Source organism: Variovorax sp. 160MFSha2.1 (assembly GCF_048305075.1).
In the GTDB taxonomy this organism is placed as follows: Bacteria; Pseudomonadota; Gammaproteobacteria; order Burkholderiales; family Burkholderiaceae_C; genus Variovorax; species Variovorax guangxiensis.
Genome location: NZ_CP157624.1, coordinates 717,920 through 744,168, shown reverse-complemented (window position 1 = coordinate 744,168; position 26,249 = coordinate 717,920). Strand labels below are relative to the sequence as shown.

Sequence of the window (26,249 nt, the reverse complement as noted above, 5' to 3'; positions counted from 1 at the left end):
GCAAAGCGAAGGCCCGAGGAGTCTGTTCAGAAGCCGAGCGAAGCGATGGCGCGGATCGCTCCCTTCTGGCTGTGCCGAGGAGCGCAGGCGCAGGAGGGATAAGGGCCGCAGCTGTTTGAGCGAAGCGAGTTCTGCGGACCCCCTCCTGCGCCGAGCACCGCAGGTTGCCCGTAGCGAAGCGAAGGGACACAGACAGCAGGGTCGCCTTTTCTTTGCCTACTTTCTTTTGGCGAAGCAAAAGAAAGTAGGTCGCCCGCCGGGGCGAGACCCGGCCTCGGGAAGCAACACGGCAAGAGGCATTCATCTCACCCCTCCTCCGCAAACCCAAGAAACAGCGCATCAAACTGCTCATCCCGAGGCAACCCGGTACTCAACATCCGAATCCCTGTCTCAGCAGACGGATCACTCAGCCACAACGAAGCTCCCGCCAGCGGCAGCTCCAGCGATTCGACACCGCTCCCCCGCTCATCGGACGACGATGACTCCCCGACAAACAACCGCTGCAGCACAGCATCGAACCGCACCGCATCCAGATCCCCATCCAGCCCCTCCAACGCAGCCTGCGTCGCATGAGCCCACCACCGCAACGCAGCAGCCAGCGCTTCGCCTCGCAGGGTCCCGGGCGAATCCGCCTCCAGCTCCACCGCGATGGCAAACGGAAAGTACCGCCCCACCCCATCCACGGAAGGCATCAGCACCCCGATCCAGGCTCGGTCGCCAGCCACCTGCCGTCCCAGCGCAAAGCACCAGATAGGCGCCTCCAGATACCGCTCGGTCCAATCCGCCCGGTCCCGCAGCCGCGACATGCCCCGCTGGAGCCACTGGTCCCACACCGCACGGAACGGCTCAGGCAGCCGCCGATGCGCGAAGTCCCCCATGCCCGGCAATTTCCCGAACCACCCGGGCAGCACGGCGGTGGCGGCAAGAAGCGGGGAAGGCTCGATGCTCACAGCCCCTCCGGACATGAGAACTCGCGCAGCTCGCGCAAGCGAATGGGGTGCTGCACGCTGTTGGTCGTCACCTCGAAGCGCGTCTTGCGCGCCCCGATCTGGAAGGTGATGAAGAACTTCTCGGGCGCGTCCCCCGCTTCGAGCTGCCCGTCGTCGAGCGCGCGGAACAGGGCCCACGGCCCGTCCACGGCTGCGCCGGAACTGCCGGTGGTCGATGGCGGGCTGACCTGGATGCGCACCTGGTTGCTGCCCTTGGGGCCGGGCCACTGCACGGCCATGGGCACGACGGGGCCGTGCGCGTATTTCACGAGCTGGCCGTCGACGTCGAGGATGAACTGGGTGATGCCCGCGTCCATTTCCACCGGCTTGAAGTCCAGCCGCATCGAGGGGCCCCGGCCGCCGCCGCGGAAGAAGATTTCCTTGATGCGCGCGGCGCGCTCGAACTGGGCAATCGCCTGCGTGGTGATGGCGCCGCGCTCGGCCACGGGCTTGTAGCGCCACGGCCGCGTGCTGGTGTCGACGATGGCGGCCAGGCGCTTCTGGAAGAAGTCGTCCATCAGGCCGCCGGGGCCGAACATCTGGCCGAAGTCCTCGGGCAGCACGTCGCGCTTGCTGCTCTGCACGAAGGGGTAGCGGCCGGCGATGGCGCGCGCGCAGAACTCGGTGACGGGGCGCAGGTCCTGGCTCAGGTTGCCGCGTTCGGCCACCTGGGCCTGCGCGGCGCCGGCCTGGCTCAGGTTCTCGACCATGGAGCGCACGGGCTCCGGCAGGCGGCCGGCGTCGGACTTGAGCTTGCCGGCCACGTCGCCGGGCGGCGGCGAGGTGCGGCCCTTCACGGCCGTGTCGACGGCGTTGAGGTACACGTACACCTCGTTGAAGAGCTTCAGCGCGTCGTCGATGGGCGCGGGCTGGTTGGGGCCGCCCGCGGTGACGAGGCGGCGCAGCGCCTCGAAGCGGTCGTCCACGATGCTCTCGATGCGCTTGCCCGGAGCCACCTGCCGGCCGGAATCGCCGCCGAACAGGTCTTCCAGGCCCTTGCGGGTGTTGCGCACGGTCTCGGTGGCCTTGCTGACGACATCCTTGCTGGCGTCGGCGGCGGGGATGAGCGTGGTCTGCTTGACGACGGCGCGCAGGAAGTTGGCGAGCGGCGAATCGACGCCCGAGAGGATGCGCGCGGTCTCGATGTTCTTCTCGAGGCCGTTCACTCGGATCAGGCGCACGTCGGCGAGCAGCGCTTCCCACTGCTTGACGTATTCCTCCAGGTAGAGGCGGCGCACGCGGTCGGTCAGCGCGCCGAGCGCGGCGGCGTCGCGCAGGCGGTCGGCGGCGTTGCGGTCCTGTCCGAGCACCCACGGGTCTTCGTTGGCGAGCAGGCCGGTGAGCACCACCACCTCGTTCTGGAAGCGCTTGTGGTAGCCGTCGTAAGTGAACATGCCCGGCACGCCCTCGGACAGCGGCTTGCCGCTGATGCGCTCGAACACCAGCGGGCCCGAGGGGCCCGTAGCCGTGGCCACGCTGAAGGCCGGGATGTCCTTGCTGGCGCGCTGGCGCTTCAGGCGGCTGAACACGCGCTGCTCCAGCGGATAGCTCGCGAGCACCGCGCGCACGCTGCGCACCAGGTTCTCGTCCATCTTCAGCGGCGAGCGTGGCGGGCCCTGGGCGATGAGCACGTCGAGCTGGTCTTCGAGCTGCTTGCGCTGGTCTTCCGGAATGCCGCGGTCGAGGTTGCGCGACCAGTCGAGGGTGATCCAGGCCTTCAGCGCCTCGGCGTCGAAGTGCTCGGGCTGGTAGAGCATCAGGTAGCTCTTGAGCGCCTCGTAGGTGAATTCGAGGTTGTCCTTCTGCGCGGTGCGCAGCTGGTCCTCGATGCGCTTGGCGATCTGCGGCAGGAACGCGTCGTTCAGCGCGCGCTGGTGCGTGAGCATGGCCGCCGCGTCGAGCTTGTCGCCCTGGTAGAGGCCCAGCGTCATCGACAGCGGCTCGTCGCCCTGGCGGTTGTCGGGCGTCTTCCAGATGTCGCGCAGGCTCTGCAGCACGGGCGCCACTTCCACCAGGTTCTGCACGCGCGCGGGCAGCGCCGCGAGGTTCTGCCGGGCGGGCTCCACGCGGGCCTCTACCGACTTCAGGTAGTTCATGTTCTGCAGCGTGCTGTAGCCCCAGGCCGCAAGCAGGCCGACGGTGACGAGCGTCATGGCCGTCACGCCGATCACGCGCAGCGTGTGGCGGCGGCGCTCCAGCTTCACGTCGGCGCCGGCCAGGCGCTGCTCGGGGAACACCACTTCGCGCAGCAGCGAGGTGAGGAAGTAACTGCGCCCGCTGGACTTCTGCGGCGCGAGCATGGCGCGCTCGATGCCGAAGCTGCGCGCCAGGCTGCCCATCACGCGGTCGATGGGGCTGCCTTCCTGCGTGCCGCTGGTGAAGTACACGCCGCGCACCCACGGCGGCTGAGCGAAGCGCGAGCCGGTGAACACCTGCTCCAGCAGGTCCGACAGCAGCGGGCCGATGGAGCCGAACTGCGCCGGAAAGCCGAAGATCGCCGCGCGGCGGTTGCCGTCGGTCTCGCGCTGCATGCGCGCGATGAGACCGTCGTTCACGCGGTTGTGCAGCAGCGCGAACTCGCGGTTGAAGGCAGCGGAAAGCCCCTTCTCCTCCACCTGCAGGTTCTCGTCGGCCGGCAGCGTGAAGCCGAAGACCTGCGCGCGCTGTTCCTTGCCGAGGTCGTCGAAGTAGTCGGTGAAGCCGTAGAGCAGGTCGCTCTTGGTGACGAGCACATACACCGGCAGCCGCGTGGTGAGCTTGCCGTCGAGCTCCAGCAGGCGCGCGCGGATCGATGCCGCGAGCTGGGTGCGCGCCTCAGGCCCCTGGCTCAGCAGGTCGGCCACGCTGACGGTGAGGAACACGCCGTTGAGCGGCCTGCGCGGGCGCACCTTCTTCAGCAGCCCCAGGAAGCCTTCCCACGCGCTCTTGTCTTCCGACTGGTGGCTGTCCTGCGTGGTGTAGCGCCCGGCGGTGTCGATGAGCACCGCCTCGTCGGTGAACCACCAGTCGCAGTTGCGCGTGCCGCCCACGCCGCGGATGGCGCCGGGGCCGAACTTCTCGGCCAGCGGGAAGCTCAGGCCCGAGTTGACCAGCGCGGTGGTCTTGCCCGCGCCCGGCGCGCCGATGAACACGTACCAGGGCAGGTCGTAGAGATAGCTGCCGCCCGAGATGGAAAGCCAGTCGCGCCAGCCCGGCTTCTTGCCGGCGGCGTGCATGCGCATCTGCTTGAGCGTGGCGACGGCTTCGCTGAAGCGGGTGTCGAGGATCTTCTGTTCGCCGTTGACCGGCGCATCGGCCTTGGCGGCGGGCGCCTTCATCAAGCCGTCGGTCAGGTGCTGGCTCGCACGGCGGGCGCGCCAGCGGCGGTACAGCGCGCGCAGCACCACGACGAGCACGATGACGCCGATGACGATGGCGCGCGTGGTCTCGCTTTCGAGCGGCGCGAGCGAGCCGATCTTCACCAGCGGGCCGATCCACCAGATCAGCAGCGCGACGACGATCAGCGCCAGCAGCGTGAGCAGCAGCGGGCTGAAAAGGAAGCCGAAGATTTTCTTGATCATTTCGTCGCTCCCGTGGCTGGAGCAGCGGCCGGCGCGGCTGCGGGAGCGGTGGCGACGACGCCTTCGGGCCCGGTCAGCAGCACCACTTCCACGCGGCGGTTGCGCGCGCGGTTGGCCGGCGTGTCGTTGGGCGCCACCGGCTCGGCGTCGGCCTTGCCGTCGGCGCGCATGCGCGCGGGGTCGACCAGCGTGGAGAGCGCGCCCTTCACCGCGTCGGCGCGCGCGGCCGACAGGTGCCAGTTCGACGGATAGCGCAGCGAGCGGATCGGCTGGTTGTCGGAATGGCCGGTGATCAGCACCTCGCCCTTCACCTCGGCCAGCGCCTGGCCGATGCGGCGCAGCACCGGCAGCGACTGCGGCATCGGCTCGGCGCTGCCGGAGCCGAAGAAGGAGTCGCCGCGCAGGCGCACCACGCTGCGGTCGGCCTCGTCGGTCACGGTGACGAGACCCTGCTTCACCTCGGGCTCCAGGAAGCGCGCGAGGCGCGGCGTCTTCGCAGGCAGCGCGGGCGGCGCGATCTGGATGTTGGGCGCGCGCAGGCTGGACACCGCGGCGTACGTGGTGTCGGAGCGGTAATTGAGCGTGAGCCGCAGCCCGAACCACGCGAGCGCCAGCAGCAGCGCGAAGCCGGCCGCGAACACCCACAGCGGCAGCGACTCGCGCAGCCGCACCGTGCCCGCGCCCTGCCCGCGCCAGTGCGGCGAGAGCTCGGCTTCCACCGGCGGACGGTCTTTCGCGATGAGGTCGGCCAGGCGCTGGCGCACAGAGTCGAGCTGCGCGCGGCCGTTGTCGATCACGCGGTAGCGGCCCTCGAAGCCGAGCGCGAGCACGCTGTAGATCAGCTCCAGCAGCTGGCGGTGCGTGGGCACGTCCTGCGCGAGCTTGGCGAGAAGCTGGAAGACCTTTTCGCCGCCCCATGTCTCGTTGTGGAACTGCACCAGCAGGCTCTGCTTGTTCCATCCGGCCTGCACGCCCCAGGGCGTGTTGGCCACGGCCTCGTCGAGCGCGGTGCACAGCACGTAGCGCGCGGCGAGCACGGATTCATTGCCCACGCCCGCGCGCCTCGCGCTGGCATCGAACTGGTTCACCGCATCGGCGGTCGATGCGCGCAGCGCCGGCACGTTGGGCGGCTGCGCGAGGTTGCGCAGCTTTCCGATCAGCACCAGCAGCTTGCCGGCGGCCGACACCAGCGGGTTGAGCAAGCCGAGTTCGCCGACATCGGCGACCGGCGTCGGATCGGCCCCGCCGAAGAAAGACGCCGCAGCGGGCGCGGCAGGTGTGCCGGCCGGCGTGCGCGGCTTGGGCTTGATGACCGTGCGCTCCGACTCGAAGGCGGCAAAAGGATCGGGAGGTGTGCTCATGATGGCTCCACGCTGACGGTGCCACTGGGGGTCATGCTCGTATCGCCCAGAACTGGAGATCGAGGCCGGGGAAGTCCCCCGCGATGTGCATCGCGATGCCGCCCGACTGCTCGAGCTGCCGCCACAGGTCGCTGTTGCGCGTCTCCAGCTCGAAGTAGCTGGCGCCCGTGTGGAAGGGAATCTGCCTCGGCGCCACCGGCATCGGCGTGAGCGTGACGCCCGGCAGCGCGAGATTCACGAGATCGCGGATGCGCTCGACCGGGCCGATCTTGACCTGCGTGGGAAAGCGCGCGCGCAGCGCCTCGCTGGGCATGCTGGCGCTCACCGCGAGCACGAAGGTGGCCTTGCGCTGCAGTTCCACGTCGGTGACCACCGCCACGCGCACGCCGTGCTTGCGGTCGTGCAGGTCGATGCGGATGGCCGACTGCTCGAACACCATCGACAGGCTGCGGCGCAGATCGTCCATGAGCGGGCGGAAGCTCATGGCGAGGTCGTCGTGGATGTAGGGGCCGAAGCGCGACACGCGGCGCGAGTCGCGAAAGCTCGCGAGGTCGCCCGCCAGCCCCAGCGCATGCTCGAAGAAGTGCTGCGGGTGCAGCATCGCGCTCTTCGCGAGGTGCGCGAAGATGGCCTCGTTGCGGTTGACGGCCTGCAGCAGCATGAAGTCGGCGATCTCGGCCACGCCGCCGGTGCCGCCCTGCGTGAGCCGGCCGGCCAGCGCCTCGCCGCGCTGACGCAGCAGGCCCAGCAGTTCGTCGAGCCAGGCGCGGATGACGGCATGGCCGGCCACGTCGAGCAGCGGCGGCAGCATGGCGCGGTCGAGCTGCACCTGGTTGTCGACGCGGCGCTCCACCACGCGGGCCACGCCGATGGTGGTCCAGGCGTCGGTGGCCTCGCTCGCACGCATCAGGCGCGTGTGGAGCTGGCCCAGCTGCAGCATCGCGGTGCGCTCGCCGGCGGTGTTGGAGTCGGGCACTTCCGACTCGAGCACGCGGTGGCGCACCAGCTCTTCATATTCTTCCGCGTCGGCCTCGCGCGCCCCCGCGCGGCGCAGCGGCAGCGCGAGCACCACGGCCTCGTCGCGCATGGCGGCGGGAATGTCGATGGGCTCGGGCAGCGGGTCGACCGCCGGCATGTCGAAGACGGTGCCGTCGCCGAACACGCCGACCGCGCGCACCAGCGCCAGCTTGCCCAGCGTGAGCGCGGCGGGGTCGATCTCCAGTTCGGCGAAGCCCCATGCGTAGGGCGTCGTGGAACGCAGCAGCACGTGCCGCGCGTGATCGGCATGACGCTCGCTCTGCTGCAGGTGCTGAGGCTGCAACAGCATCCCCTCGCTCCAGACCACTTTTGTTCGCCAACTCATCCGCACTCCGTCAACGGCAAGGGTTGCCTGAAAGAAACACGAAGTTTCCGGCTCGGGGGGCTGGTGGCAAATCCGCCTTAAGGCCTAGCTAATGGCCTAGGCGGGGGTTCTGGAGCTACGGCGAAGGGAGTAGAGATTCGCCCGGCGCGCGGGGCCTGTCCGCTCAGCGCGCGGCGGAACGCAGCGTCTCGACCTGCTCGGCGTAGGTCTTCTCGATGCGCTGCAGCCGCTGCTCGCGCGCGGCCTCGTTGACCCACGACGCGGCCATGGCGTGCTGCCTGCCGAGCTGGCGCTCCAGCAGCGCCTGCGGCAGCAGCGCGCTGTCGTCGGCCGCGACATAGCCGTAGGCCGCGCGCAGGCTCTTGAGCACTTCGCGCTCGGCGTCGCCGCGCGCGCCCTTGGCCTTGCCGTAGCCGGTCAGGAAGTTCTGCAGCCGCGCCTGGAACTCTGGCGGGAAGTCGCGCCGCACCACCATCTGCGCGCCGGGTGGCGGCTGCGACTCCCACACCACCTGCAGCCGCTCGGCCTCGATGGGGAACTGCTGGCGGAAGCGCTCGAAGTCGGTAGTGTTGTTGGTGGCCACGTCGGCATCGCCATTCGCCACGGCCAGCGCGGTGGCCTGGTGGGTACCGACGAACTCGCTGCGAAAGCGCGTCTCCATCTCGATGTTGTTCGGCAGGAAGAGCTGGCTCTGCGGCACGATGAAACCGGTGACGGAGCGGCTGTCGCCGCGCGCGAGCCGCCACTTCTCGGGCTGCGCGAGCAGGCCCTCGAGCGTATTGAGCGGACCGGCCTTGCGCACCAGCAGTACCGCGCGGTGTTCGGGCAGCCCCGGGTGCCGCGCGATCTGCGCCACCACCTTCATGCGCCGCTGCATCACGGCGTCGAGCGCCATCTTGCCGGAGAGAAAAGCCATGTCGATCTCGTCGCGGCCGATGGCGCGGTCGAGTTCTTCATAGGTCGGCACCGAATACATGCTGACCGGCATGCCGAGCGAACGGCCCATGTCGTTCATGAGCGGAGTCCACAGCGCACGCGACTCGACGGTGCCGCCCAGCGGCAGCACGCCGAAGCGGATCATCCGGATGGCCGGCGAAGAGGCGCCCTTCTCGGCAGGCGAAACGGCGGCCGCGGGCGCCTGCTGGGCCACGGCAGGCAGGGCGATGAAGAAGGCCAGCAGCATGGCGGCAGCTCGCCTGAACCCGGCTCCCACGCTCATGGCGACACGTCCTTCAGCACGCTGACCTGGTCGGCGTAGCTGCTCTCGATGCGCTGCAGGCGGGCTTCGCGCGCGGCGTCGTTGACCCATTGCGCGGTCATGGCGTTCTGCTTCGCGAGCTGGTAGGCCAGCCTGGCGGCCGGCTGCAGCGAGCTGTTGTCGGCGGCCACGAAGCCGGCCAGGTCGTGCAGCGACTTCAGCACCACGCGCTCGGCGTCCCCGCGCGGGCCCTTGGCACGGCCGTAGGCGACCAGGAAGGCCTGCACGCGCTTGCGCAGCTCGGGCGTGTATTCGCGCCGCACCACGATCTGCGCGTGCGGGATCAGCTCGGACTCCCACAGCACCTGCAGCCGCTCGGTCTCGGCCGGAAAGCGCGTCTTGAAGCGCTCGAAGTCGGCCGTGTTGTTGGTGGCCACGTCGGCCTCGTTGTTGGCCACGGCCAGCGCGTTGGCCTGGTGGGTGCCCACGATCTCGCTGCGAAAGCGCGTCTCCATCGCGATGTGGTTCGGCAGGAAGAGCTGCAGCTGCGGCACGATGAAGCCCGACACCGACTGCTTCTCGCCGCGCGCGAGCCGCCAGCGATCGGGCTGGTCGAGCAGGTTCTTGAGCGAATTGAAGGGCGGCGCCTTGCGCGACAGCAGCAGCGCCCGGTAGCCGGGCAGGCCGTCGTGGCGCACCACCTGCGCCACCACCTTCATGCGGCGCTGGGTGACGGCGTCGAGCGCCATCTTTCCCGAGAGGAAGGCCATGTCGACCTCGTCGCGCTGGATGGCCTGCTCCAGCGCCTCGTACGAGTTGACCGACAGCACGCTCACCGGCCGGTTGATGGCGCGGCTGAGCTCGGCCAGCAGGGGGTCCCAGTCGCTGCGCGACTCGAAGGCGCCCCCCAGCGGCAGGATGCCGAAGCGCACCGGGCCGTCCAGCGGATGGCCCTGCGCCGGCGCCGCCAGGGGCAGCACCGCCAGCAGCGCCAAGGCGGCCGCGCGGAGCCAGGCGGCTGGAAACTCGGCGAATCGGCGCATGGAAGCCAGCATTTCTGGAGCGAAAGACATAGGGCCGGCGCGCATCGGCGGGTCTAACATGGCAGCGCGGACGTCATTAAATATCAATTACAAGCATTTTTTGTGATGTTTTACCTAGCTTTCCCGCTCCGGACGGCCCCAATAAGCTCGGCCCCCATGCGTCCGATGCGCCCATGAACTGGAATTTCCGCGTCATCCGAGGCCTGGCCCGCCTGACCTTCGCCCAGCAGCTGATCCTGCTGGCGATGGTGCCGGCGGCCCTGGCCACGCTGGCGGCGATCGCCGTGCTGACGCGCCAGCACCTGGGCAACCTCACCGAGCTGATGCGGGCCAATGCGCAGACCGTGGCACTGCAGGTGGCCACCGTGGCGCAGGCGCCGCTGGCGCGCATGGACCGCCGCGCGCTGGCGCGCACCGCCCAGTCGGGCACCTACCAGCCCAACGTGCAGCAGGTGCAGATCTGGACGGAGGACGGCGAGATCGTCGCCAACTCCGAGACCATCGACCGCGCCCGCGCCGAGGGCCTGCAGGTGGTGGTGCCCATCGTGAGCGACGACGGCCGCCACAACGGCAAGGTGATGGTCGAGATGAGCCTGGCGGCCGTGCAGAGCGCGCGGCGCTCGGTGTGGTTCAACGTGGGGCTGGTGCTGGCGATCAGCCTCTTCGGGGTGGGCCTGGCGGGCTGGTGGGCGGCGCGGCGCATCAGCGAGCCCATCCGCGCGCTGGGCAAGGCGGTCGACCGGCTGGGCGCGGGCGAGGACGCGAGCGTGGCCATCGAGGGCACGGCGGAGGTGCGACACCTGCAGCAGGGCTTCAACGAGGCCGCGCGCGCCCTCGCCGAGAGCCACCGGCTGCTGCAGAGCCGCATCAACGAGGCCACGGCCGAGCTGGCGCGCAAGAACCAGCTGCTCGAGGTGGCCAGCCAGGCCAAGACCCGGCTGCTGGCAGCCGCCAGCCACGACCTGCGCCAGCCGCTGCATGCGCTCACGCTCTTCTCCGACGGGCTGGCCAACGGCGAGAGCGACCCGGTGAAGCTGCAGCGCATCGGCCACATCCGCGAGTGCGTGGATTCGCTGGACCGCCTCTTCTCCGAGCTGCTGAACCTGTCGCAGCTCGACGCGGGCGTGCTGCAGCCGCAGTGGATCGACTTTCCGCTCGACCGGCTGTTCGAGGAGATCAGCCGCAACTTCCGCCCGGTGGCCGAGCAGCAGGGCCTGCGGCTGGTGGTGCGCAAGACCGACGTGTGGGTGCGCTGCGACTACGTGATGCTCTCGCGCATCCTGAACAACCTGGTGTCGAACTCGCTGCGCCACACCATCGAGGGCGGCGTGCTCATCGGCGCCAGGCGGCGCGGCCGGGGCGTGCGCATCGACGTGGTCGACACCGGCGTGGGCATCGCCGCGCACCACCAGGCGCGGGTGTTCGAGGAGTTCTACCAGGTCGAGCCCGCGAGCCGGCAGGCATCGCGCGGCACGCGCGGCATGGGGCTGGGCCTGGCCACGGTGCAGCGGCTGGCCGAGCTGCTCAACACGCGCGTGGAGCTGAGCTCGAAGCTGCACAAGGGCACCTGCGTGCGGGTGCTGGTGCGCTCGGCGCCGGCCGCGCTGCCGGCGCCCGCGGCGTCGCCCGCCGTCGCCGCCATCGAGGAGGAGGAAAGCCTGGCCGGCGTGCGCATCATGGTGATCGACGACGAGCGCACCATCCTCGAGGGCCTGACGGTGGTGCTCTCCAACTGGGGCGCCGAGGTGCTGCCCGCGCAGACCCGCGCCGAGGCGCTGACCATGGCCGACGGCTGGGCGCAGCCGCCCGACGTGGTCATCAGCGACCTGCTGCTGCAGGGCGGCGACAACGGCCTGGACGTGATCGCCGCGCTGGAGCGCCACCCGCGCGGCATCGGCGCCGGCACCGCGCGCCTGCTGGTGACCGGAGAGACCAAGCCCGACCGCCTGCGCGAGGTGGCGAGCGCCGGCATCACGGTGCTCTACAAGCCGGTGTCGCCGCGCGTGCTGCGCCAGGCGATACAGGCGCAGCGTGCGGCGGCGGCGCAGGCGGTGGGGGCATAGGGCCTGCGGTAAGCGCCTGGGTACTCCATCGGGCATAGGCCGTGCGGCCATCGCCGCGTGGAATTCGTCACGCGGGCAGGCCACCGTCGACGCTGACATAAGCCCTCCGCCTTATCGCGCGAAGAGGGGGTCGTCCTTACATTGGATCATCGCTCCTCGCTGCGGAAGCAGTCCATGTTTGTTGCCGTGATCTCCGTTCTCCCGCCCTCCTCGAGAAGGCTGTGGCGCGCCGCCCGCAGCGCGCTGGTGGCGGCGCTCGCGTGGGCCGCGGCTGGCGGCAGCGTCGCGGCCGCCAGCCTCACGGTACTGATGGGCGACGACATGGCTGCGTCTTCGGAGTTCGTGCAGCAGCTGCGCGCGGACCAGGAGCCGGGCGGCAGGTTCGAGCTGGTGCGCGTCTCGCCCGGCGCGCCCGGCGCGGCGCAACCCGAGGCGGCCGCGGCTCCCGACACCGAACGCGCCGCCAACGCGGGTGTGCGCACGCGCGGCCTGCGCCCCAGCGCCGCCGACACGCCGCTCACCATGGCCGTGGGGCCCGCCGCCGCGCGCGCCGCGGTCGAGCGCCCGGGCCAGGAGCCGCTGGTGCTGGCGATGCTCAGCCGCCTCGAATACGAAACCCTGAAGGCCTCCAGCCCGGCGCTGCGGCGCGGCGACCGCCGCGTGGGCGTGCTGCTGCGCGACCCGGCCATGGCCGACCAGCTCGCGCTGGTCAACGCGGTGCTGCCGCAGAAGCACCGCGTTGGCGTGGTCGCCACGCCCGAATCGGAGCCGCTGGTGCGCGAGCTTCAGCGCGCAGCGCAAGGCGCGAACCCGGCCTGGGACCTGCGCGTGGAATACGCGCCCGACGCGCGGTCGATCGCCTCCGCACTGCGCCTGGTGGTGCCCGAGAGCGACGCGCTGATGGTGCTGCCCGACCTGATCGGCGACAACCAGGCGGCCACGCTCTCGGTGCTGCGCGCCGCCGCGACCGCCGGCCTGCCGGTGTTCGGCGCCAGCGAGGGGCTGGTGCGCTCGGGCGGCCTGGCGGCGGCGGTCTCCACGCCCTCGCAGCTCGCCCAGCAGGCGCGGCAGCTCGGCCAGAAGGTCGCGAGCGCCGGCACGGGCAGCGGCAACAACAACGCACCGCTGGTGGAAGCTGCGACGCCCGCCACCGTGCGCGTCAACGCGACCGTGGCACGCGGACTCGGCCTGCGCCTGCCGGAGGAACGGGAACTGACCGACCGGCTCGCGGCCCCGCGATGAGCAGCGTTCCGCCCTCCCACGACCCGGCTGGGCCTTCGGGGACGGAGGGCGCGGGCACGCCATCGCAGTCCCCGTCATCGCCATCCCCGCCGCCCGCATCCTTCCAGTCGCCCCACACGCTGGTCGTGCGCGGCAACCTGCAGCGCGACCTGTTCCGCCTTGGCGTGGTGCCGTGCGCGGCGGTGGCGCTGGCGCTCACCGGCTGGTTCACGCACAACCGGCTGCAGACCCTCGAAGCCGCCTTCGACGCCGAGGGCCAGGCCGTGGCGCGGCAGGTCGCGGCCATGTCCGACCTTAGCCTCTACGCGGGCGACGTGCCGGCGCTGCAGAACGTGGCCAATGCCGCGCTGCGCGGCGGTCAGGTCACTCGTGTGGAAATCAGCAACAGCGCGGGCATCTACGTGACGGCCGGGCCGAAGACTGCGTCGCTCGCGCAGTTGCGCATGTTCACCTCGCCGGTCACGCTGCGCGAGGCCTCGCGCGCCAGCGCCTTCGCGCCGGCCGGCTCCACCGCGGCGGGCGACACGCCCATCGGCCTGGTGCAGACCTTCCGCGACACCACCGCCTACACGCGCGAGCGCAGCCGCTCGCTCATCGCCGGCATCGGCATCGCGCTGGTGGCGCTGATGGCGGCATGGGCCTCGGTACGCCACATGGCGCGCACGGTGGCGCGGCCGCTGCGGCGCGTGTCGCGCACGGTCGCGGCGCTGGAGGCCGGGCATTTCGAGGTGCGCTGCGACGTGGTGGAAGGCGGCACGCGCGGCACGCACGAGCTCGCGGTGCTCGCGCACGACATCGACCGCCTGGCCGAGCGCCTGCAGCGCAACCGCCAGATCAGCGAAGAGCGCGTGCGCGAGGCCACCGCCGTCGCGCTGCAGCGCATGGCCGAGGCGGAGCAGGCAGCTCTTTCGCGCGCGCGCTTCCTCGCGGCCGCGAGCCACGACCTGCGCCAGCCGCTGCATGCCATGGGCCTGTTCATCGACGGCCTGCTGCCCGGCGCCTCGCCCGCGCAGCGCCCGGCGGTGCTGCGGCTGCAGGAGAGCACCGAGTTCATGGGCGTGCTGCTCGACGACCTGCTCGAAATCTCGCGGCTCGACGCGCAGGTGCTCACGCCGGCGATCGCGAAGGTGCCGCTCGCGGAACTCTTCGACCAGCTCGACGCGCAACACGCCGCGGCCGCCGTCGAGGCCCGCGTGCGGCTGCGCTGGAGCGACCGGGGCCTGGCGGTGCGCACCGACGCGGCGATGCTGCGGCGCATCGTCGGCAATCTCGTCACCAACGCGCTGCGCCACGCGCCCGAGGGCGGCACGGTGCTGGTGGCGGCGCGGCGCAGCGCGGGCGGCGTGCGCATCGAGGTGCGCGACAACGGCGTGGGCATCGCGCCCATCCACCAGGGCCGCATCTTCGAGGAGTTCTACCAGGTGGCCAACACCGAGCGCGACCGGCGCCGCGGCTTCGGGCTGGGGCTGGCGATCTGCGCGCGCATCGCCGCGCTGCTGGGCACGCGCATCACGGTGCGCTCGGCGCTGCAGGCGGGCAGCACATTCGCCTTCACGCTGCCGGCCGCGCGGCTGGCCGACGTGGCGCCACCGCAGCCGGCGCCGATGGCGCCCGCGCCGCTGGTGGGCCTGCGCTGCCTTGTGGTGGACGACGACCCCGCCATCCTCGACGGCAGCCGCGCGCTGCTGGAGCAATGGGGCTGCCAGGTGGAGTGCGTGAGCACCGGCGCCGAGGCCATCGCGCGGCTGGGCACCGGCGACATCCACTACGACGCGGTGCTGTGCGACCTGCAGCTCGCGGGCGACGGCGACGGCGTGGACGTGATCGACGCCGCCAGGCGGCTGCAGCCCGAGGCGCTGGCGGTGCTGGTCTCGGGCGCCACCGGGCCCGAGGTGCTGCAGCGGCTGCGCCACGGCGGCGTGATGCTGCTGACCAAGCCGGTCGCGCCGGCCAAGCTGCGCGCGCTGCTCACCACGCGGCGACAGGTGCCGGCGCACTGAGCGCAGGCGCCGGTCAGTCGATACTGGCCCGCGAGAACTGCTGCCGGTACGCCGTCGGCGACACCTTGAAGGCCGAGAGGAAATGCTTGCGCAGCGACACCGCCGAGCCGAAGCCGGCGCCGGTGGCCACGCGCTCCACCGGATGGTCGGTGGTTTCGAGCAGGCGCTGCGCGAGCGCCAGGCGCTGGTTCTGCATCCACTGGCCGACGGTGGTGCCGGTGGATTCGCGGAAGCGCCGCGTGAAGTTGCGCCGGCTCATGAGCGCGCGCCGCGCGAGGTCGTCGAGCTCGTGCGGCCTGTCGAGGTGCCGGCCCAGCCATTCGAGCAGCGGCGCGAGCCGGTCGCGCTCGGCGGTGGCGGGCACCGGCTGCTCGATGTACTGCGCCTGCCCGCCCTGCCGGTGCGGCGCCACCACCATGCGCCGCGCGGCGCGGTTGGCCGTCTCGGCGCCGTAGCGCACGCGCAGCAGGTGCAGGCAGCAGTCGATGCCGGCCGCGGTGCCGGCGGAGGTGAGCACGTTGCCGTCTTCCACGTAGAGCACCTCGGGCTGCAGCTTCACCTTCGGGTACTGCCTGGCGAAGGCGGGCGCCAGCTTCCAGTGCGTGGTGGCCGGGCGGCCGTCGAGCAGGCCGGCCTCGGCCAGCACGAAGGCGCCCAGGCACAGGCCCACTACGGTGGCGCCGCGCCGGTGCGCGGCCTGCAGCGCGCGAACGAGCTCGGGCGGCGCCGCGCTGCAGTCGTCGCGCCATGAGGGCACCACCACGATGCGCGCGCGGCGTATCGCCTCCAGCCCGTGCGGCACCACCAGCGAGAAGCCCGCGTTGGTGCGCAGCTCGCCGGGCTCGGGCGCGCACACCTGCACGCGGAAGCGCGGCGCGCCGGCCTCGGTGCGGTCCTCGCCGAAGACCATGCAGGGCACGGACAGGTGGAAGGGGCTGATGCCGTCGAAGGCGACGACCGCGACGGTTTCGGTGGCAGCGGTGCTCATGGCCCGATCTTATCGATGAATGGCTTTCGGGCCACTTTCGGGGAATGGGGCCCACGGGAAGAATCCAGTCATCCGAACCACACAAGAGAAGGAGCCCATCATGAGCAGCAACACAACCAGGCCGCGCCGCGCCCTCGTCGTGATCGACGTGCAGAACGAATACTTCGAAGGCGGCGGCCTGCCGATCGAGTACCCGCCCATCCTGGACACGCTGCCGAACGTGACGAAGGCCATGGACGCCGCGCGCGCCGCCGGCACGCCGGTGGTAGTGGTGCGCCACCATGCGCCCAAGGGCGCGCCGGTGTTCCAGGCCGACGCGCACAACGGCCAGCTGCACCCCGAGATCGCGAAGCGGCCGCACGACCACCTGGTCACCAAGAGCTTTCCGAGCGTGTTCACCGGCACCGACTTCGCCGACTGGCTCGCGCGCAACGAGATCGACACGCTGAGCGTGGCCGGCTACATGACGCAGAACTGCGACGCCTCCACCGTGTACGAAGCCATGCACCGGGGCCTGGCCGTGGAGTTCCTGTCCGACGCCAGCGGCGCGCTGCCCTACGAGAACGCGGCGGGCAAGGTGACGGCCGAGGAGATCCACCGCGTCTTCAGCGTGGTGTTCCACAGCAACTTCGCGGCCGTGACTTCCACCGATGCATGGATCACGGCGATGCGCGAAGGCCAGGTCATCCCGAAGGACAACGTCGTGATGTCCAACCGCCGCGCACGAGGCGTCGCCTGAGGCCGGCGCGCTGCCTCAGAAATCGGCGCAGCCGTTGCGCTTCTCGGTATCGACGCAGCTCGACAGGTTGGGCCGCGAGCGTACGCGCGACCATTCGCGCGCCAGCACGTCGCCGCCCTGCGTCGCGCGGTCGCCGTCGAGCGGGCCGGTGGCGAAGCAGATCGGCGGCGGGCCGATGTTGCGGTCGTACACCCAGGTCGCGGGCAGGTCGCGCAGCGCGTCGGGGCGCGGCAGGTCGGGCATCTGGTTGACGAGCAGGTTGCCCGGCACCACGTTGACCCTGTAGCCCTCGGCCGAGGTGAAGGCGCCGTTGATCGGATACACGCCCGGCGGGCTCGCCTGCAGCGCGGGCGAGAACATGAAGCCCGAGAAGCCTGCGCCCGTGTCGCCCAGGATCAACCCCGTGACGAGGTAGCTGAAGAGCGGGTTCGGATAGCCGAAGGGCCTGCTCGCATTGCCGATGAGCACCGTGGCCACCGGCTGCTGCGCGTAGATGAAGTGGTTGGCGCCCGCCGGGATGCTCACCGCGCACAGGCCCGAGTAGGAGCAGTGGTACAGGTTGGGGTACAGCCCCGAGCCCGCGAGGCCTCCGCGCGTTTCTCCCACCCAGGTGTCGGCCCACACGCGCCACGGCGCGCCGGCGATGGTGTAGCCGCCGGTGTTCTGGAAGCGCGATCCCGCCACCAGGTCGACCCCGCCGGTGCTGCTCACGTTGGTGCCCAGCAGCAGGTCGCCGCTGAGCGTGCGCACCGCCACGGTATCGGCCGCCATCGAGCTGGCCGACACGATCTGCGGCAGGTTGCCCGCCGCGTCGTAGCCGGTGACGCTCACCGAGCCGAGCTTGACGGTGTCGACGTCCACGTAGCGGAAGGCGCCGGCCGCGCTGCCGCCGAGCGTGTCGGCGCTGACGTTGTTCGCGGCCTGGTCCAGCAGCACGCTGCCGCCGGTGGAACGTGCCAGCAGCGTGCTGGCGGTGATCGGTGCCGACGCGGTCTGCGTGATGTTGCCGCCCGAGATCAACCCCACGGTCGCGGCCGTGAGCGCGCCGCCGAGCTGGATGCCGCCTCCACCGCCGGTGTTCTGCAGCGTCAGCGCGCCGGGCACGGTGAGCGGGCCCACCACGTTGATGCTGCCCGCATGCGCGTTGCTGCCGGCCACGATGGCGGGCGCGTCCAGCCGCGTGAACTCGTCGGCCGACACCGCGAAGCCGTTGGCCGCGGTGCCACCCAGCGTGATGGGGTTGGCTGTACGGTCGACCGCGTTGCCTGCGGCGTCGACACCGCCGGGGCGCAGGTTCAGCACGCTGCCGGCGCGGACCGTGCCGGTCAGGACCACTGCGTCGGAGGTGCCGTCGTTGCTGGCGCGAAGCACGACGTTGTTGTTGCCGTTCACGCTCGCTCCGGCGCCGATGGTCACGCCGGCACCATCGGTCTGGGATTCACCTGCAATATCGATGTTGCCCGCACCGAGCGTGGTGACGAGTGCCGTGCCCGCCACCAACACGCCGCTCGAAGGCGCATCCAGCGGCCCCGGTGTCGCCAGGCCGCGAATCGCGATGTTGCCGTCGACACTCCGGATGACCGTCGCGCCGGTGATGTCCACGCTCTGCACGGCAAGCGGTGACATGCTGTAGTTGTAGCTGGCGCCGATGCCAGTGATGGAGATGTCGCCGCTGGTGGTGAGAATCTGGCTGGCGGCCGTGCCGTTCTGTATGCGCACGCCGTCGCCGTGCTGGCCCGTGCCCGTGATGGACACATCGCCACTGCTGCTCCTGATGCTGACACCCGTGAGGTCGACCGTGGGCACCGTGTTGAAGATGGTTGGCGGCAGGCTGCGCGTGCCGCTGAGCTGTACGAAGCCGCTCGGTCCGCCGTCGCCCGCCGCGGTGGTGCGCGTGTCGATGGTGGTTCCGTTGAGTGAAATCGCCGATCCGGCGCTCGGGCCGGCATCTGCGTTCATCGTCACATTGCCGCCGTTGGTGGCGATGCTGCCATTGAAGCTGATCGCTCCGCCCTGACCGCCTGCGCCGGCGTTGAAGACGACGTCGAGCGCCCCGCCCGCCGACTGGATGGAGTTGCTGTTGCCAGACCCGCTGATGTTGTGCGCCGCATCGAGCTGGAAGGTCACCGGCGATCCACCCGTCGTGCGCTGGATCGCCGCCAGCGTGTCGAAGTTGATGTTGCCGTCGCTAGCCAGTCCGCCCGTACCGGTGGTGATCGTCACGCTGGTGCCCTTGTCGAGGGCCGCGTTGATGTCGCCGTCCTGCACCGTGGAATTCGCGAGCGGCACGAAAGGATCGCCGGTCAGGCTGCCGCTGGCGGTTCCGTGGGTGATGGTGACGTTGTAGGGGTCGATGGTCCACTTGCCCGCGGTACCCGCCGTACCCACCGGCGCCGACGCATCCACGCGCAGCCCCGTCAGGTCGAAGTGCGGTGCCGAGGTCTCGATGCTGCCGCCGTTGCCTCCGCTCGCGCCGCCGCGCGCCGAGATGCTGCCGTAGCCGCGCAGCGTGTCGCCGGCGATCACGTTGATCGTGCCGCCATTGCCGGAGGCCGATTTCGCGTCGGCGCGCAGGCTGGCCTGGTCGCTGATGGCGATGCTGTTGGTGGCTCGCACGTCGATGGTGCCGGACTGGCCCGCGCCGCCGGCGTCGATGGTGGTCACGTCGTCGAACGCATCGATCACGAGCACGTTGCGTCCAGCGAGACTGACGGTGCCGCCCGCGCCGGTGCTGCTCGACACGTCGAGCACCGGCACGAAGACGGTGCCCGACGGCACGTCGCGAACGTTCACGCGCCCCACCAGCACGTCGCCGCCGCGACCGTCGATGGCGATGCGCCCGCCCTCGGCGCGCACGGTGCCGCCGGCCTCCATCGCGAGCGCCACCGCCGATGCGTCTGCGCCGAGGGTCGCGACTGCGCCATCCACCGTGAAGCTCTTGCCCCCAGCCGTGCCGGAGATCGTTATGTCGCGCCCCGCGCCGGCCGTGATGCTGCCGCCGAAGATGGTCACGCCGTTGCCCGCGGCGTAGGACACGCCGCCACCGCCGTTGGCGGCCGATGCCGAGGTCAGGAAGGCGCTGTTCGCGGTCAGGCCCTGCATGTCGCCGCCGGTGCCGTCGATGGCCACGCGCCCGCCGGAGTCGATGGTCGCGCTGCGCATCGAGATGCCGCCGATGTTGCTCGTCGTCACGTCGGGGAAGGAGCTGTCGACGAAGTCCACCGTGCCGCCGTACACGGCGACCGGATCGGTGGCGGTCCAGCTGCGCGAGCTGCCGGTGATGCTCACGTCGCCGGTGCCGGTGCGCAGCACCGTGCCGTTGCCTTCGGTGTTGTCGAGCAGCACGCCGCCCGCGCCGATACCGCCCACGCCGGTGATGGCGATGTTGCCGCCGCCGGTGGTCAGGCTGGTGCCCGAGACCTGCACGCCGTCCGAACTCACGTAGTAGTTCGGGTCGCCGGCCGAACTGCTGGTGCCCTGCCCGCGCAGCACGATCGAGCCGCTGCCGCCGCAGTTGCCGGAGGCCATCGCGCAGGTGTTCAGCGAGCTGTCGAACAGCGAGACGCCCGCGCGTCCGACATTCGGTCCGCCGTCCGTGGGCGCGATGCCGCCGACCGCGTAGCCGTTGGCCGCGTCGCCCTGGCCGTAGAAGCGGATGTTGCCGCCGTTGGTGGCGATGCTCGCGTTGTTGAGTTCGATCACGCCGCCGTCGGAGCCGCCGGTCGCGTTGGCGTTGAAGTCGACGTGCAGCGCACCGCTTTCCGAGCGGATCGACGAGCCGCTGAACATCTGGATGTCGCGCAGCGAATCGACCGTGAGCCGCGCGTCGCGCCCCTCGGTCTTGACGATGCCCGCGCCGTCCTGGAACACCACGTCGTTCGACTCGCCGTCGTTGGAGCCGGTGCGCAGCGTCACGTCGGTCGAGCGGCCCAGCGCGTTGCCGATGGCGACGGAACTCACGCGCGTGTCGGCGGTGTTCAGTCCGTAGTCCGCGGGTTCGTAGGCCGGCACGGTGTTGTCGACATTGAGCGTGCCCTTCGACTCGACCACCCACTTGCCGTTGGCGCCGCTCGCGCCGCCGGCCGCATCGATCTGCGCGAGCTCCGTCACCTCCACCTGCCGCGCGGTGGTGGTGATGGTGCCGCCCGCGCCGCTGCCGGCGCCGCGCGCCTGGATCTGGCCGGAAACGTGGACATAGCCGGCGCTCAGGTCCACCGTGCCGCCCTGCCCGTTCGCGCCGGTGGCGTTGCTGCGCAGCACCGAGTCGGCAGACATGCTCACCGCGGCGTTTCCCGTCACCTGGATGCTGCCGCCGTTGCTGCCGCTGGCGTCCGCCGCCAGGCCCGACAGCCGCACGTAGTCCGCGCTCGCGGTGATCGATCCGCCTGCCACGCCGGCCTCGGTGCCGCTCGCGTCGATGGTGCCGCCCAGCAGCATCTCGTTGCTGCGCGCGCCCGACTGGCCGCCGTCGAGCACGATCTCGCCGTTGCGGGAACTCAGCGAGCGGGCACGGATCACGCCGGTCTGGCTCACCACCAGCTGGCGCGCATCCACGTCGGCCGCGGCGGCCATCAGCACCACGCGGCCGCCGTCGGCCGCGACGTTGCCGGTGTTCATCAGTTGCGCGGTGGTGGTCTTGTCGGTGGCCTGCAGGTCGGCCAGCTTGAAGGTGGTCTGCCCGTCCAGCGGCACCTTGAAGGTGGTGAGGCCGTCGCCGTCGAAGTCCAGGTTCATGGTGAGCTTGCTGGCCGAAACCAGGCCCACCGAACCGCGCGCGACGTTGATCTCGCCGTCGTTGCGCACCGAACCGCCCACCAGCGCCACGGTGCCGCCCGGGCCCGCCGTGATCGACGCGCCCTGCTCCAGCCGCACCTGCGCCAGGCTGTTGGCCGGGCCGGCGAAGACCAGCTGCTCGCTCTTGTCGAAGGCCTTGTTCTCCGAACCGGCGGGCATGAAGTTGTCGTTGGCGATGTCCAGCGTGGAAGCCACCAGCCCACCCACGTTGACCGACGCGCCCTTGCCGAACACGATGCCGCTCGGGTTGATGAGGAATACGCTGCCGCCCGGCAGGTTCGGGTTGCCGATCAGCGAGGTCCGCAGCGTTCCGTCGATGCGCGAGGCCTGGATGCTCATGCCGTCGCCCACCACGCGGTTGAGCAGCACCGCGCGCGTGCTCGGCTGCGCGATGTTGACCGTGCCGCCCGCGCCGATGGAGAAGGTCTGCCAGCTGGCGATGCCGCGCAGCGACGGCTGGTTGATGTTCATCACGCTGCCGTTCTGCGTCATGGTGACGCCGCCGGCAATGGAGTTGAAGCCGGTAGGCAGCACCTGCGCCATGGCCGGCGCGGCGCCAGCGCAGATCAGCGACAGCGCGATGGGCCGCAGTTGCAGGCGCCGGAATTGCGCGCGCGAGGATGGGTTGCGTTGCTTCATTTCAGTGTTCCACCACGCTTTCGCGTGACCCGCAATGCTTGAAACCGGCCCGGACGATTCGCGGGACACCGCGCAACCGGCTCTGCCGGGCCGCCGGTGTCGCCCCCGGCGAGGGGGTTGGCGAAGCGACACGAAGTGCGCGAGGCCTGGGGGAGTGCCATTTCAGAACGCCTTGACGAGCTGCACGAAAAGGCGCGGGTTGCGCCCGCCACCGTCGGTCTGCGCCGGCGGCGTGCCGGCGCGCCAGGCCAGGGTGGCATTGATCGAGAAATTGCCCGGGCGCGACCAGCTCAGGCCCACCCCGTAGCCGCGCAGGCTGTGGCTGTTGACGCCGTCGTAGGGCGTCGGGTTGCGCACGATCTTTCCGTGCGCGGCGTCGTAGAACAGGAAGGGCGTGAGCTCCTCGTTGAGCGACCAGCGCCATTCGACGGTGCCGATCACGCCCTGGTCCACCAGCAGTTCGCCGGAAGGGTAGGCACGCACAGCGCGCGCGCCGCCGAGCGCGAGCTTCTCGGACGCGTCGAGGTTCTTGCTGGCCCACTGGCCTCCGACCGACAGGTACAGCGAATGGCGCGGCACGATCGACTGCAGGCGCGAGAACTGGAAGCTCAGCTTGGTGAAGCCGCCTTCGGTGCGGTGGCCGGTGATGCCGCGGTCGAAGTCGCGGCTCTCCGGGTCGCGAATGGAGAGGTTGCCGTGGTACAGGGTGCCGGAGCTGGCCCAGTAGCCGCCGCCGAGGAGCTCGTCGCGGCGTTCCCAGGTCCAGCCCAGGCTCAGGCCGTTGACGCGCTTCTTGGAGTTGAAGTCGGCCGCGCGCAACTCGTCGGTGAGGTCCTTCACGTCCACGCCCAGGCGCAGGAACAGGTTCTGCTGGCGCTGGCGGATCAGCGGATAGCTCAGCGAGAAGTCGAGCACGTTGGCACGCCCGCGCGCGTCGAGGTCGGCGAACTGCCCGCCCAGCTCGTAGCTCACGCGCGAAAGGCCCACCCCCGCGCGCAGCCCGCTGGTGCCGATGGGCGCCTCGTAGGCGATGCGGCCGAACTGCAGCGCGTTGCTGTTGGAAACCATCAGCCGCATGTCGAGGTTGTCGCCGATGCCGAAGGGGCTGAGCCAGCGCGCCGTGCCGCCCACGCGGTAGCGGCCCGACTCCCTGGTGCCGTGGTTGTCGCCCTCGGCCGTGAAGGCCCAGCGCGGCGCGGCGGCCACCTCGACCGAGAGGTCGGTGGTGCCGGGCTGCGTGCCCTCCTGCAGGCCCGAGGACACCTTGATGCCCGGCTGGTCCGACAGCAGCAGCATCGCGCGTTCATAGTCCGGCGCGCTCACCGCCGCGCCGGGCTGCAGGGGCGCAAGGAAGCCGCGCACGCGCGACTCGGCAATGGGCGCATCGGGAGCGACGGTCACGTCGACCTTGCCCAGGCGGCCCTCGATCACGCTGATCTCGACGATCCCGTCGCGCACGGTCTGCACCGGCACCACGGCCTGCGCGAGGAAGTAGCCGCGCTCCTTGTAGCGCGCGGTGATCGCCTTGGCGAGCTCCTCCAGGTCGGAGAGCGTGACGTCGCGGCCGATGTAGGGGCCGGTGATGGCCTGCAGTTCTTCGTTGCTCAGCGCCTTCACGCCGTTGAGGCGCAGGTCGTTGAGCTTGAAGGTCGCGCCGGCGGCGGCGCCCGTGTTGCGCGGCGGCGCGGGCAGGCTCTGCGGGGCGACGGCCCCCGTGGGTGCCTGCGCGATGGGGCGGTCACAGCTTCCGCAAGGGTCCTTGGTCGGCAGCAGCTGTGTGCCGTTGCCGTCGGCTTCGGCGGCATGGGTGCGCTGGGCCGCGACGAGCAGCGTCGCGCTGACCAGGGCCGTGACCGCGAAGGCGATCGGCGTGATCGGCGTGGGGCGTTGGCAGGATTTCATTTCAGCCTCCCACCGTCAAACGCCAGTTGCCGATCAGGTTGAACGGCGCCCAGAAGAAGGGATGGGACATCTTGGGATCCTTCAGCACCGCAAGCTGCCCGGCCTGCATGGCCTTCTGGATGTCGCGGCCCTTGGAGAGTTCGCCGTAGAGCGTGCTCATGAGCACGGCGGTGGCGTCGTCCGACACCGGCCACAGCGATGCGATCAGGCTGGAACTGCCGGCCGAGAGGAACGAGCGCGTGAAGCCCAGCACCTCGTCGCCCTGCGCGATGCGCCCGAGGCCCGACTCGCAGGCCGAGAGCGTGACCAGCGCGGTGCCGTCCATCGGCAGCCCGAGGATCTCGTGCGCCTCCAGGAAGTTCTGCTTGCCGCCTTCGTTGGCCAGCAGGATGCGCGAATACAGCGGATCGACCGCGTCGGCCTCGGCGTGCGCCGCCACGTGCATCAGCGGCGAGCGCGCGGCCACGTCGCGGAACTGGGTCTTGGTGGCGGCCGCGCCCATGTACACCGTGTTGCGCGGGAAGAGCCGCGCGAGCTGCTTCACCTCGGTCTCGGCGCCGGGCAGGTCGTACTTGTCCTCGATGCGAGGATTGCCGAAGGCGGTGAGCGATGCGTTCACGCGCGGCGTGCGCTGCGCCAGCTGCACCGCGATGCTCATCGACGGCGCCACGGCCACCGGATGCGTCTCGATGATGTAGCGCCCGTCCAGCCGCAGCGCCTGGAACGGCAGGTAGTGCAGCGGCCCGTGCGGCACCACCACCAGCCGCTGCCCCGGCGCGAGGCCCAGCGGACCGAGCAGCGCGGCGCCCAGCTTGTCGGCGTTGGTGATGGCGGCGCGGCGGCCGCGCACGATGGAATTGCGGAAGGTCTCGACCAGTTCGTTGAGCTCGTCGCGCTTCACCGCCACCGTCTTCTCCGCGATGCTGTCGGGGCTCACCACCCACACCACGAGGCGGTCGGGCAGCGAGTGGAACTGCACCACGCGCTCGTCGGCCGCCAGCGTGCGCTGCAGCGTGGCGAGGTCGACGGTGTTGGCGGCCTGCTCGTTGATCTTCGCGCGCCCGCGCACCGCGTCGAGCAGCGCGCGCGAGCGGCTGTGCTCGCTCACCTCGAAGGCCTGGCGCGCATCGCCCGCGTCGCTGTAGATGGACACGCCGCGCTCGAACACCGTCTGCAGGTCCGAGAACAGGCCCATCTTGAATTCCTCGCTGCGAAAGCGCGCGCGGACCTTGTCCACGTCGCCCAGCGCGCGGCCCACGGCCTCTGCGGCCGCCTGCTTCTGGCCCAGCGCGAGTTCGCTGCGCGCCACGCCGTCCCAGGCCCATAGGCGGTAATACTCGGTGTCGGCACCCACCTGCCGCGCGGTGAGCGCGCGGTAGGCATCGCGCGCCTCGGCCGGCTTGTTCTCGGCCAGCAGCAGCCGGGCGCGGGTGCGGTCGAGCTGCGCGGTGAGCGGTGCATCCTTGGGCGGCGCCATGGTGCCGAGCACCTCGCGCGCCCGGGCGGGGTCGCCCGATTCGATGAGCGCATTGACCAGCGATGCCTGCACCAGCGGCGCATAGCGCTGCGAACTGTTGGCCAGCGCCTCGTCATAGCTGAGCACAGCACCCGAATAGTCGCCGCGGCGCGAGCGCACGTCGCCGATCACCTTCTGCACCGGACCGACCACCAGCTTGGGATCGCGCGCCTGATGCTTGAGAGCCTCGCGTGCGAACTCCTCGGCCTTCTCGAGCTGGCCCGAGTAGCTGTAGACGATGGCCAGGTCGCGGTTGGCCATGGCCATCAGGTTCGGATCGTTGGTGGCGTTGGCCAGGTGCAGCGCCTTGCTCGCGGCGCGCACGCTCTGGCGGAACTCGCCCGCCTCGGCCAGCGCGACGGCCTGGCTGCAGTACTGATAGCCCGAGAGCTTGACCGAGTCCTGCCCATACAGCACCGCGCCTTCGCTGGTCAGCGCCAGCAGGGTGTCGGTGTCCGCAAGGCGGGCCTGCTCCGCCTTGCTGGCGGCGGCTTCGGCGCTCGTCGCCTGCTGCGCCGGTGCCGGAAGGCTCCAGCCCATCAGAAGAACGCCAGCCAGACCGAGCGCACCTGCGATGCCAGCACGATGACGTGCAGGGCGCTCCCTTCCCCATCTCGAAAACCACGCCATTGGACCCCCGCGTCTGGCCCTGTGGGCCCGCCGCGGCGGACCATCGACGTCGCGGGAGTGCGCGCCGTTCAGGCCTCGGGGAGAAAGTCTAGGAGCGGCCCCCAGGCGCGCCTATTCGCAATACGGTCTAGGGCTAAAGAACTAACAGGCAGCCGAAGGGCCTGCCCTGCGCATTCGGTCACGGCGCGCCGCAAAGGGTGCGGAGGGCATCGCGGCGATGAC

Annotated in this window: 14 protein-coding genes; 4 read left to right on the top strand and 10 right to left on the bottom strand. The window is 70.7% G+C overall.

All coding sequences use genetic code 11. The features are described 5' to 3' along the window. Positions 1–305: 305 nt before the first annotated feature. From tagF to phnD, 6 genes are all read right to left on the bottom strand, one after another. Positions 306–950, bottom strand: coding sequence for a type VI secretion system-associated protein TagF (gene tagF / locus ABL838_RS03250; RefSeq protein ID WP_418124116.1), 645 nt, complete (start codon positions 948–950; stop codon positions 306–308). After that, the gene (gene tssM / locus ABL838_RS03245; RefSeq protein ID WP_418124114.1) at positions 947–4,549 is read right to left on the bottom strand and encodes a type VI secretion system membrane subunit TssM; all 3,603 of its coding nucleotides are present in this window, start codon (positions 4,547–4,549) and stop codon (positions 947–949) included. The genes tagF and tssM overlap by 4 nt, the downstream gene beginning before the upstream one ends. Further along, positions 4,546–5,910, bottom strand: a complete 1,365-nt coding sequence (locus ABL838_RS03240) for a DotU family type VI secretion system protein (RefSeq protein ID WP_418118956.1) — start codon at positions 5,908–5,910, stop codon at positions 4,546–4,548. The genes tssM and ABL838_RS03240 overlap by 4 nt, the downstream gene beginning before the upstream one ends. A 31-nt stretch (positions 5,911–5,941) precedes the next feature. Next, a complete protein-coding gene (tssK, locus tag ABL838_RS03235; RefSeq protein WP_184639943.1) occupies positions 5,942–7,273 on the bottom strand; it encodes a type VI secretion system baseplate subunit TssK in 1,332 nt (443 codons plus the stop codon). 163 nt (positions 7,274–7,436) lie between these two features. Then, the gene (locus ABL838_RS03230; RefSeq protein WP_418124112.1) at positions 7,437–8,492 is read right to left on the bottom strand and encodes a phosphate/phosphite/phosphonate ABC transporter substrate-binding protein; all 1,056 of its coding nucleotides are present in this window, start codon (positions 8,490–8,492) and stop codon (positions 7,437–7,439) included. Next, entirely contained in the window at positions 8,489–9,526 is a 1,038-nt protein-coding gene (gene phnD, locus ABL838_RS03225) for a phosphate/phosphite/phosphonate ABC transporter substrate-binding protein (RefSeq protein ID WP_369662489.1), read from the bottom strand. The genes ABL838_RS03230 and phnD overlap by 4 nt, the downstream gene beginning before the upstream one ends. A 161-nt stretch (positions 9,527–9,687) precedes the next feature. On the opposite strand from phnD, the gene ABL838_RS03220 reads away from it, so the two are divergent. The 3 genes from ABL838_RS03220 to ABL838_RS03210 all read left to right on the top strand — a co-directional run bounded on the left by ABL838_RS03220 (position 9,688) and on the right by ABL838_RS03210 (position 14,819). Then, positions 9,688–11,577 (top strand): hybrid sensor histidine kinase/response regulator, encoded by a 1,890-nt coding sequence (locus tag ABL838_RS03220; protein WP_126025713.1) that lies wholly within the window; start codon positions 9,688–9,690, stop codon positions 11,575–11,577. Positions 11,578–11,763: 186 nt separating this feature from the next. Continuing rightward, positions 11,764–12,819 (top strand): ABC transporter substrate binding protein, encoded by a 1,056-nt coding sequence (locus tag ABL838_RS03215; protein ID WP_418124111.1) that lies wholly within the window; start codon positions 11,764–11,766, stop codon positions 12,817–12,819. Next, positions 12,816–14,819, top strand: coding sequence for an ATP-binding protein (locus tag ABL838_RS03210; RefSeq protein ID WP_418124110.1), 2,004 nt, complete (start codon positions 12,816–12,818; stop codon positions 14,817–14,819). Before ABL838_RS03215 ends, ABL838_RS03210 begins: the two co-directional genes overlap by 4 nt. 13 nt (positions 14,820–14,832) lie before the next feature. Here the strand turns inward: ABL838_RS03210 and ABL838_RS03205 are convergent, their stop codons facing one another. Then, positions 14,833–15,807, bottom strand: coding sequence for a GlxA family transcriptional regulator (locus tag ABL838_RS03205; RefSeq protein ID WP_418124108.1), 975 nt, complete (start codon positions 15,805–15,807; stop codon positions 14,833–14,835). Positions 15,808–15,907: 100 nt separating this feature from the next. Here ABL838_RS03205 and ABL838_RS03200 point away from each other — a divergent pair, with 100 nt between their 5' ends. Next, positions 15,908–16,546 (top strand): cysteine hydrolase family protein, encoded by a 639-nt coding sequence (locus ABL838_RS03200; protein WP_184639952.1) that lies wholly within the window; start codon positions 15,908–15,910, stop codon positions 16,544–16,546. 15 nt (positions 16,547–16,561) lie between these two features. Here the strand turns inward: ABL838_RS03200 and ABL838_RS03195 are convergent, their stop codons facing one another. From ABL838_RS03195 to ABL838_RS03185, 3 genes are all read right to left on the bottom strand, one after another. Continuing rightward, positions 16,562–21,979, bottom strand: coding sequence for a filamentous hemagglutinin N-terminal domain-containing protein (locus ABL838_RS03195; protein WP_418124106.1), 5,418 nt, complete (start codon positions 21,977–21,979; stop codon positions 16,562–16,564). A gap of 162 nt (positions 21,980–22,141) precedes the next feature. Beyond that, the gene (locus ABL838_RS03190; RefSeq protein WP_418124105.1) at positions 22,142–23,881 is read right to left on the bottom strand and encodes a ShlB/FhaC/HecB family hemolysin secretion/activation protein; all 1,740 of its coding nucleotides are present in this window, start codon (positions 23,879–23,881) and stop codon (positions 22,142–22,144) included. Position 23,882: 1 nt separating this feature from the next. Continuing rightward, on the bottom strand, positions 23,883–25,937 hold the full coding sequence (locus ABL838_RS03185; protein WP_418124103.1) for a CHAT domain-containing protein: 2,055 nt from the start codon (positions 25,935–25,937) through the stop codon (positions 23,883–23,885). Positions 25,938–26,249 lie beyond the last annotated feature (312 nt).

Bases quoted from the DNA above. Each gene is read 5' to 3' on its own strand.
- tssM (WP_418124114.1), bottom strand. From the start codon at position 4,549: ATGATCAAGAAAATCTTCGGCTTCCTTTTCAGCCCGCTGCTGCTCACG.
- ABL838_RS03240 (WP_418118956.1), bottom strand. From the start codon at position 5,910: ATGAGCACACCTCCCGATCCTTTTGCCGCCTTCGAGTCGGAGCGCACG.
- tssK (WP_184639943.1), bottom strand. From the start codon at position 7,273: ATGAGTTGGCGAACAAAAGTGGTCTGGAGCGAGGGGATGCTGTTGCAG.
- ABL838_RS03230 (WP_418124112.1), bottom strand. From the start codon at position 8,492: ATGAGCGTGGGAGCCGGGTTCAGGCGAGCTGCCGCCATGCTGCTGGCC.
- phnD (WP_369662489.1), bottom strand. From the start codon at position 9,526: ATGCTGGCTTCCATGCGCCGATTCGCCGAGTTTCCAGCCGCCTGGCTC.
- ABL838_RS03220 (WP_126025713.1), top strand. From the start codon at position 9,688: ATGAACTGGAATTTCCGCGTCATCCGAGGCCTGGCCCGCCTGACCTTC.
- ABL838_RS03210 (WP_418124110.1), top strand. From the start codon at position 12,816: ATGAGCAGCGTTCCGCCCTCCCACGACCCGGCTGGGCCTTCGGGGACG.
- ABL838_RS03205 (WP_418124108.1), bottom strand. From the start codon at position 15,807: ATGAGCACCGCTGCCACCGAAACCGTCGCGGTCGTCGCCTTCGACGGC.
- ABL838_RS03200 (WP_184639952.1), top strand. From the start codon at position 15,908: ATGAGCAGCAACACAACCAGGCCGCGCCGCGCCCTCGTCGTGATCGAC.
- ABL838_RS03195 (WP_418124106.1), bottom strand. From the start codon at position 21,979: ATGAAGCAACGCAACCCATCCTCGCGCGCGCAATTCCGGCGCCTGCAA.
- ABL838_RS03190 (WP_418124105.1), bottom strand. From the start codon at position 23,881: ATGAAATCCTGCCAACGCCCCACGCCGATCACGCCGATCGCCTTCGCG.
- ABL838_RS03185 (WP_418124103.1), bottom strand. From the start codon at position 25,937: ATGGGCTGGAGCCTTCCGGCACCGGCGCAGCAGGCGACGAGCGCCGAA.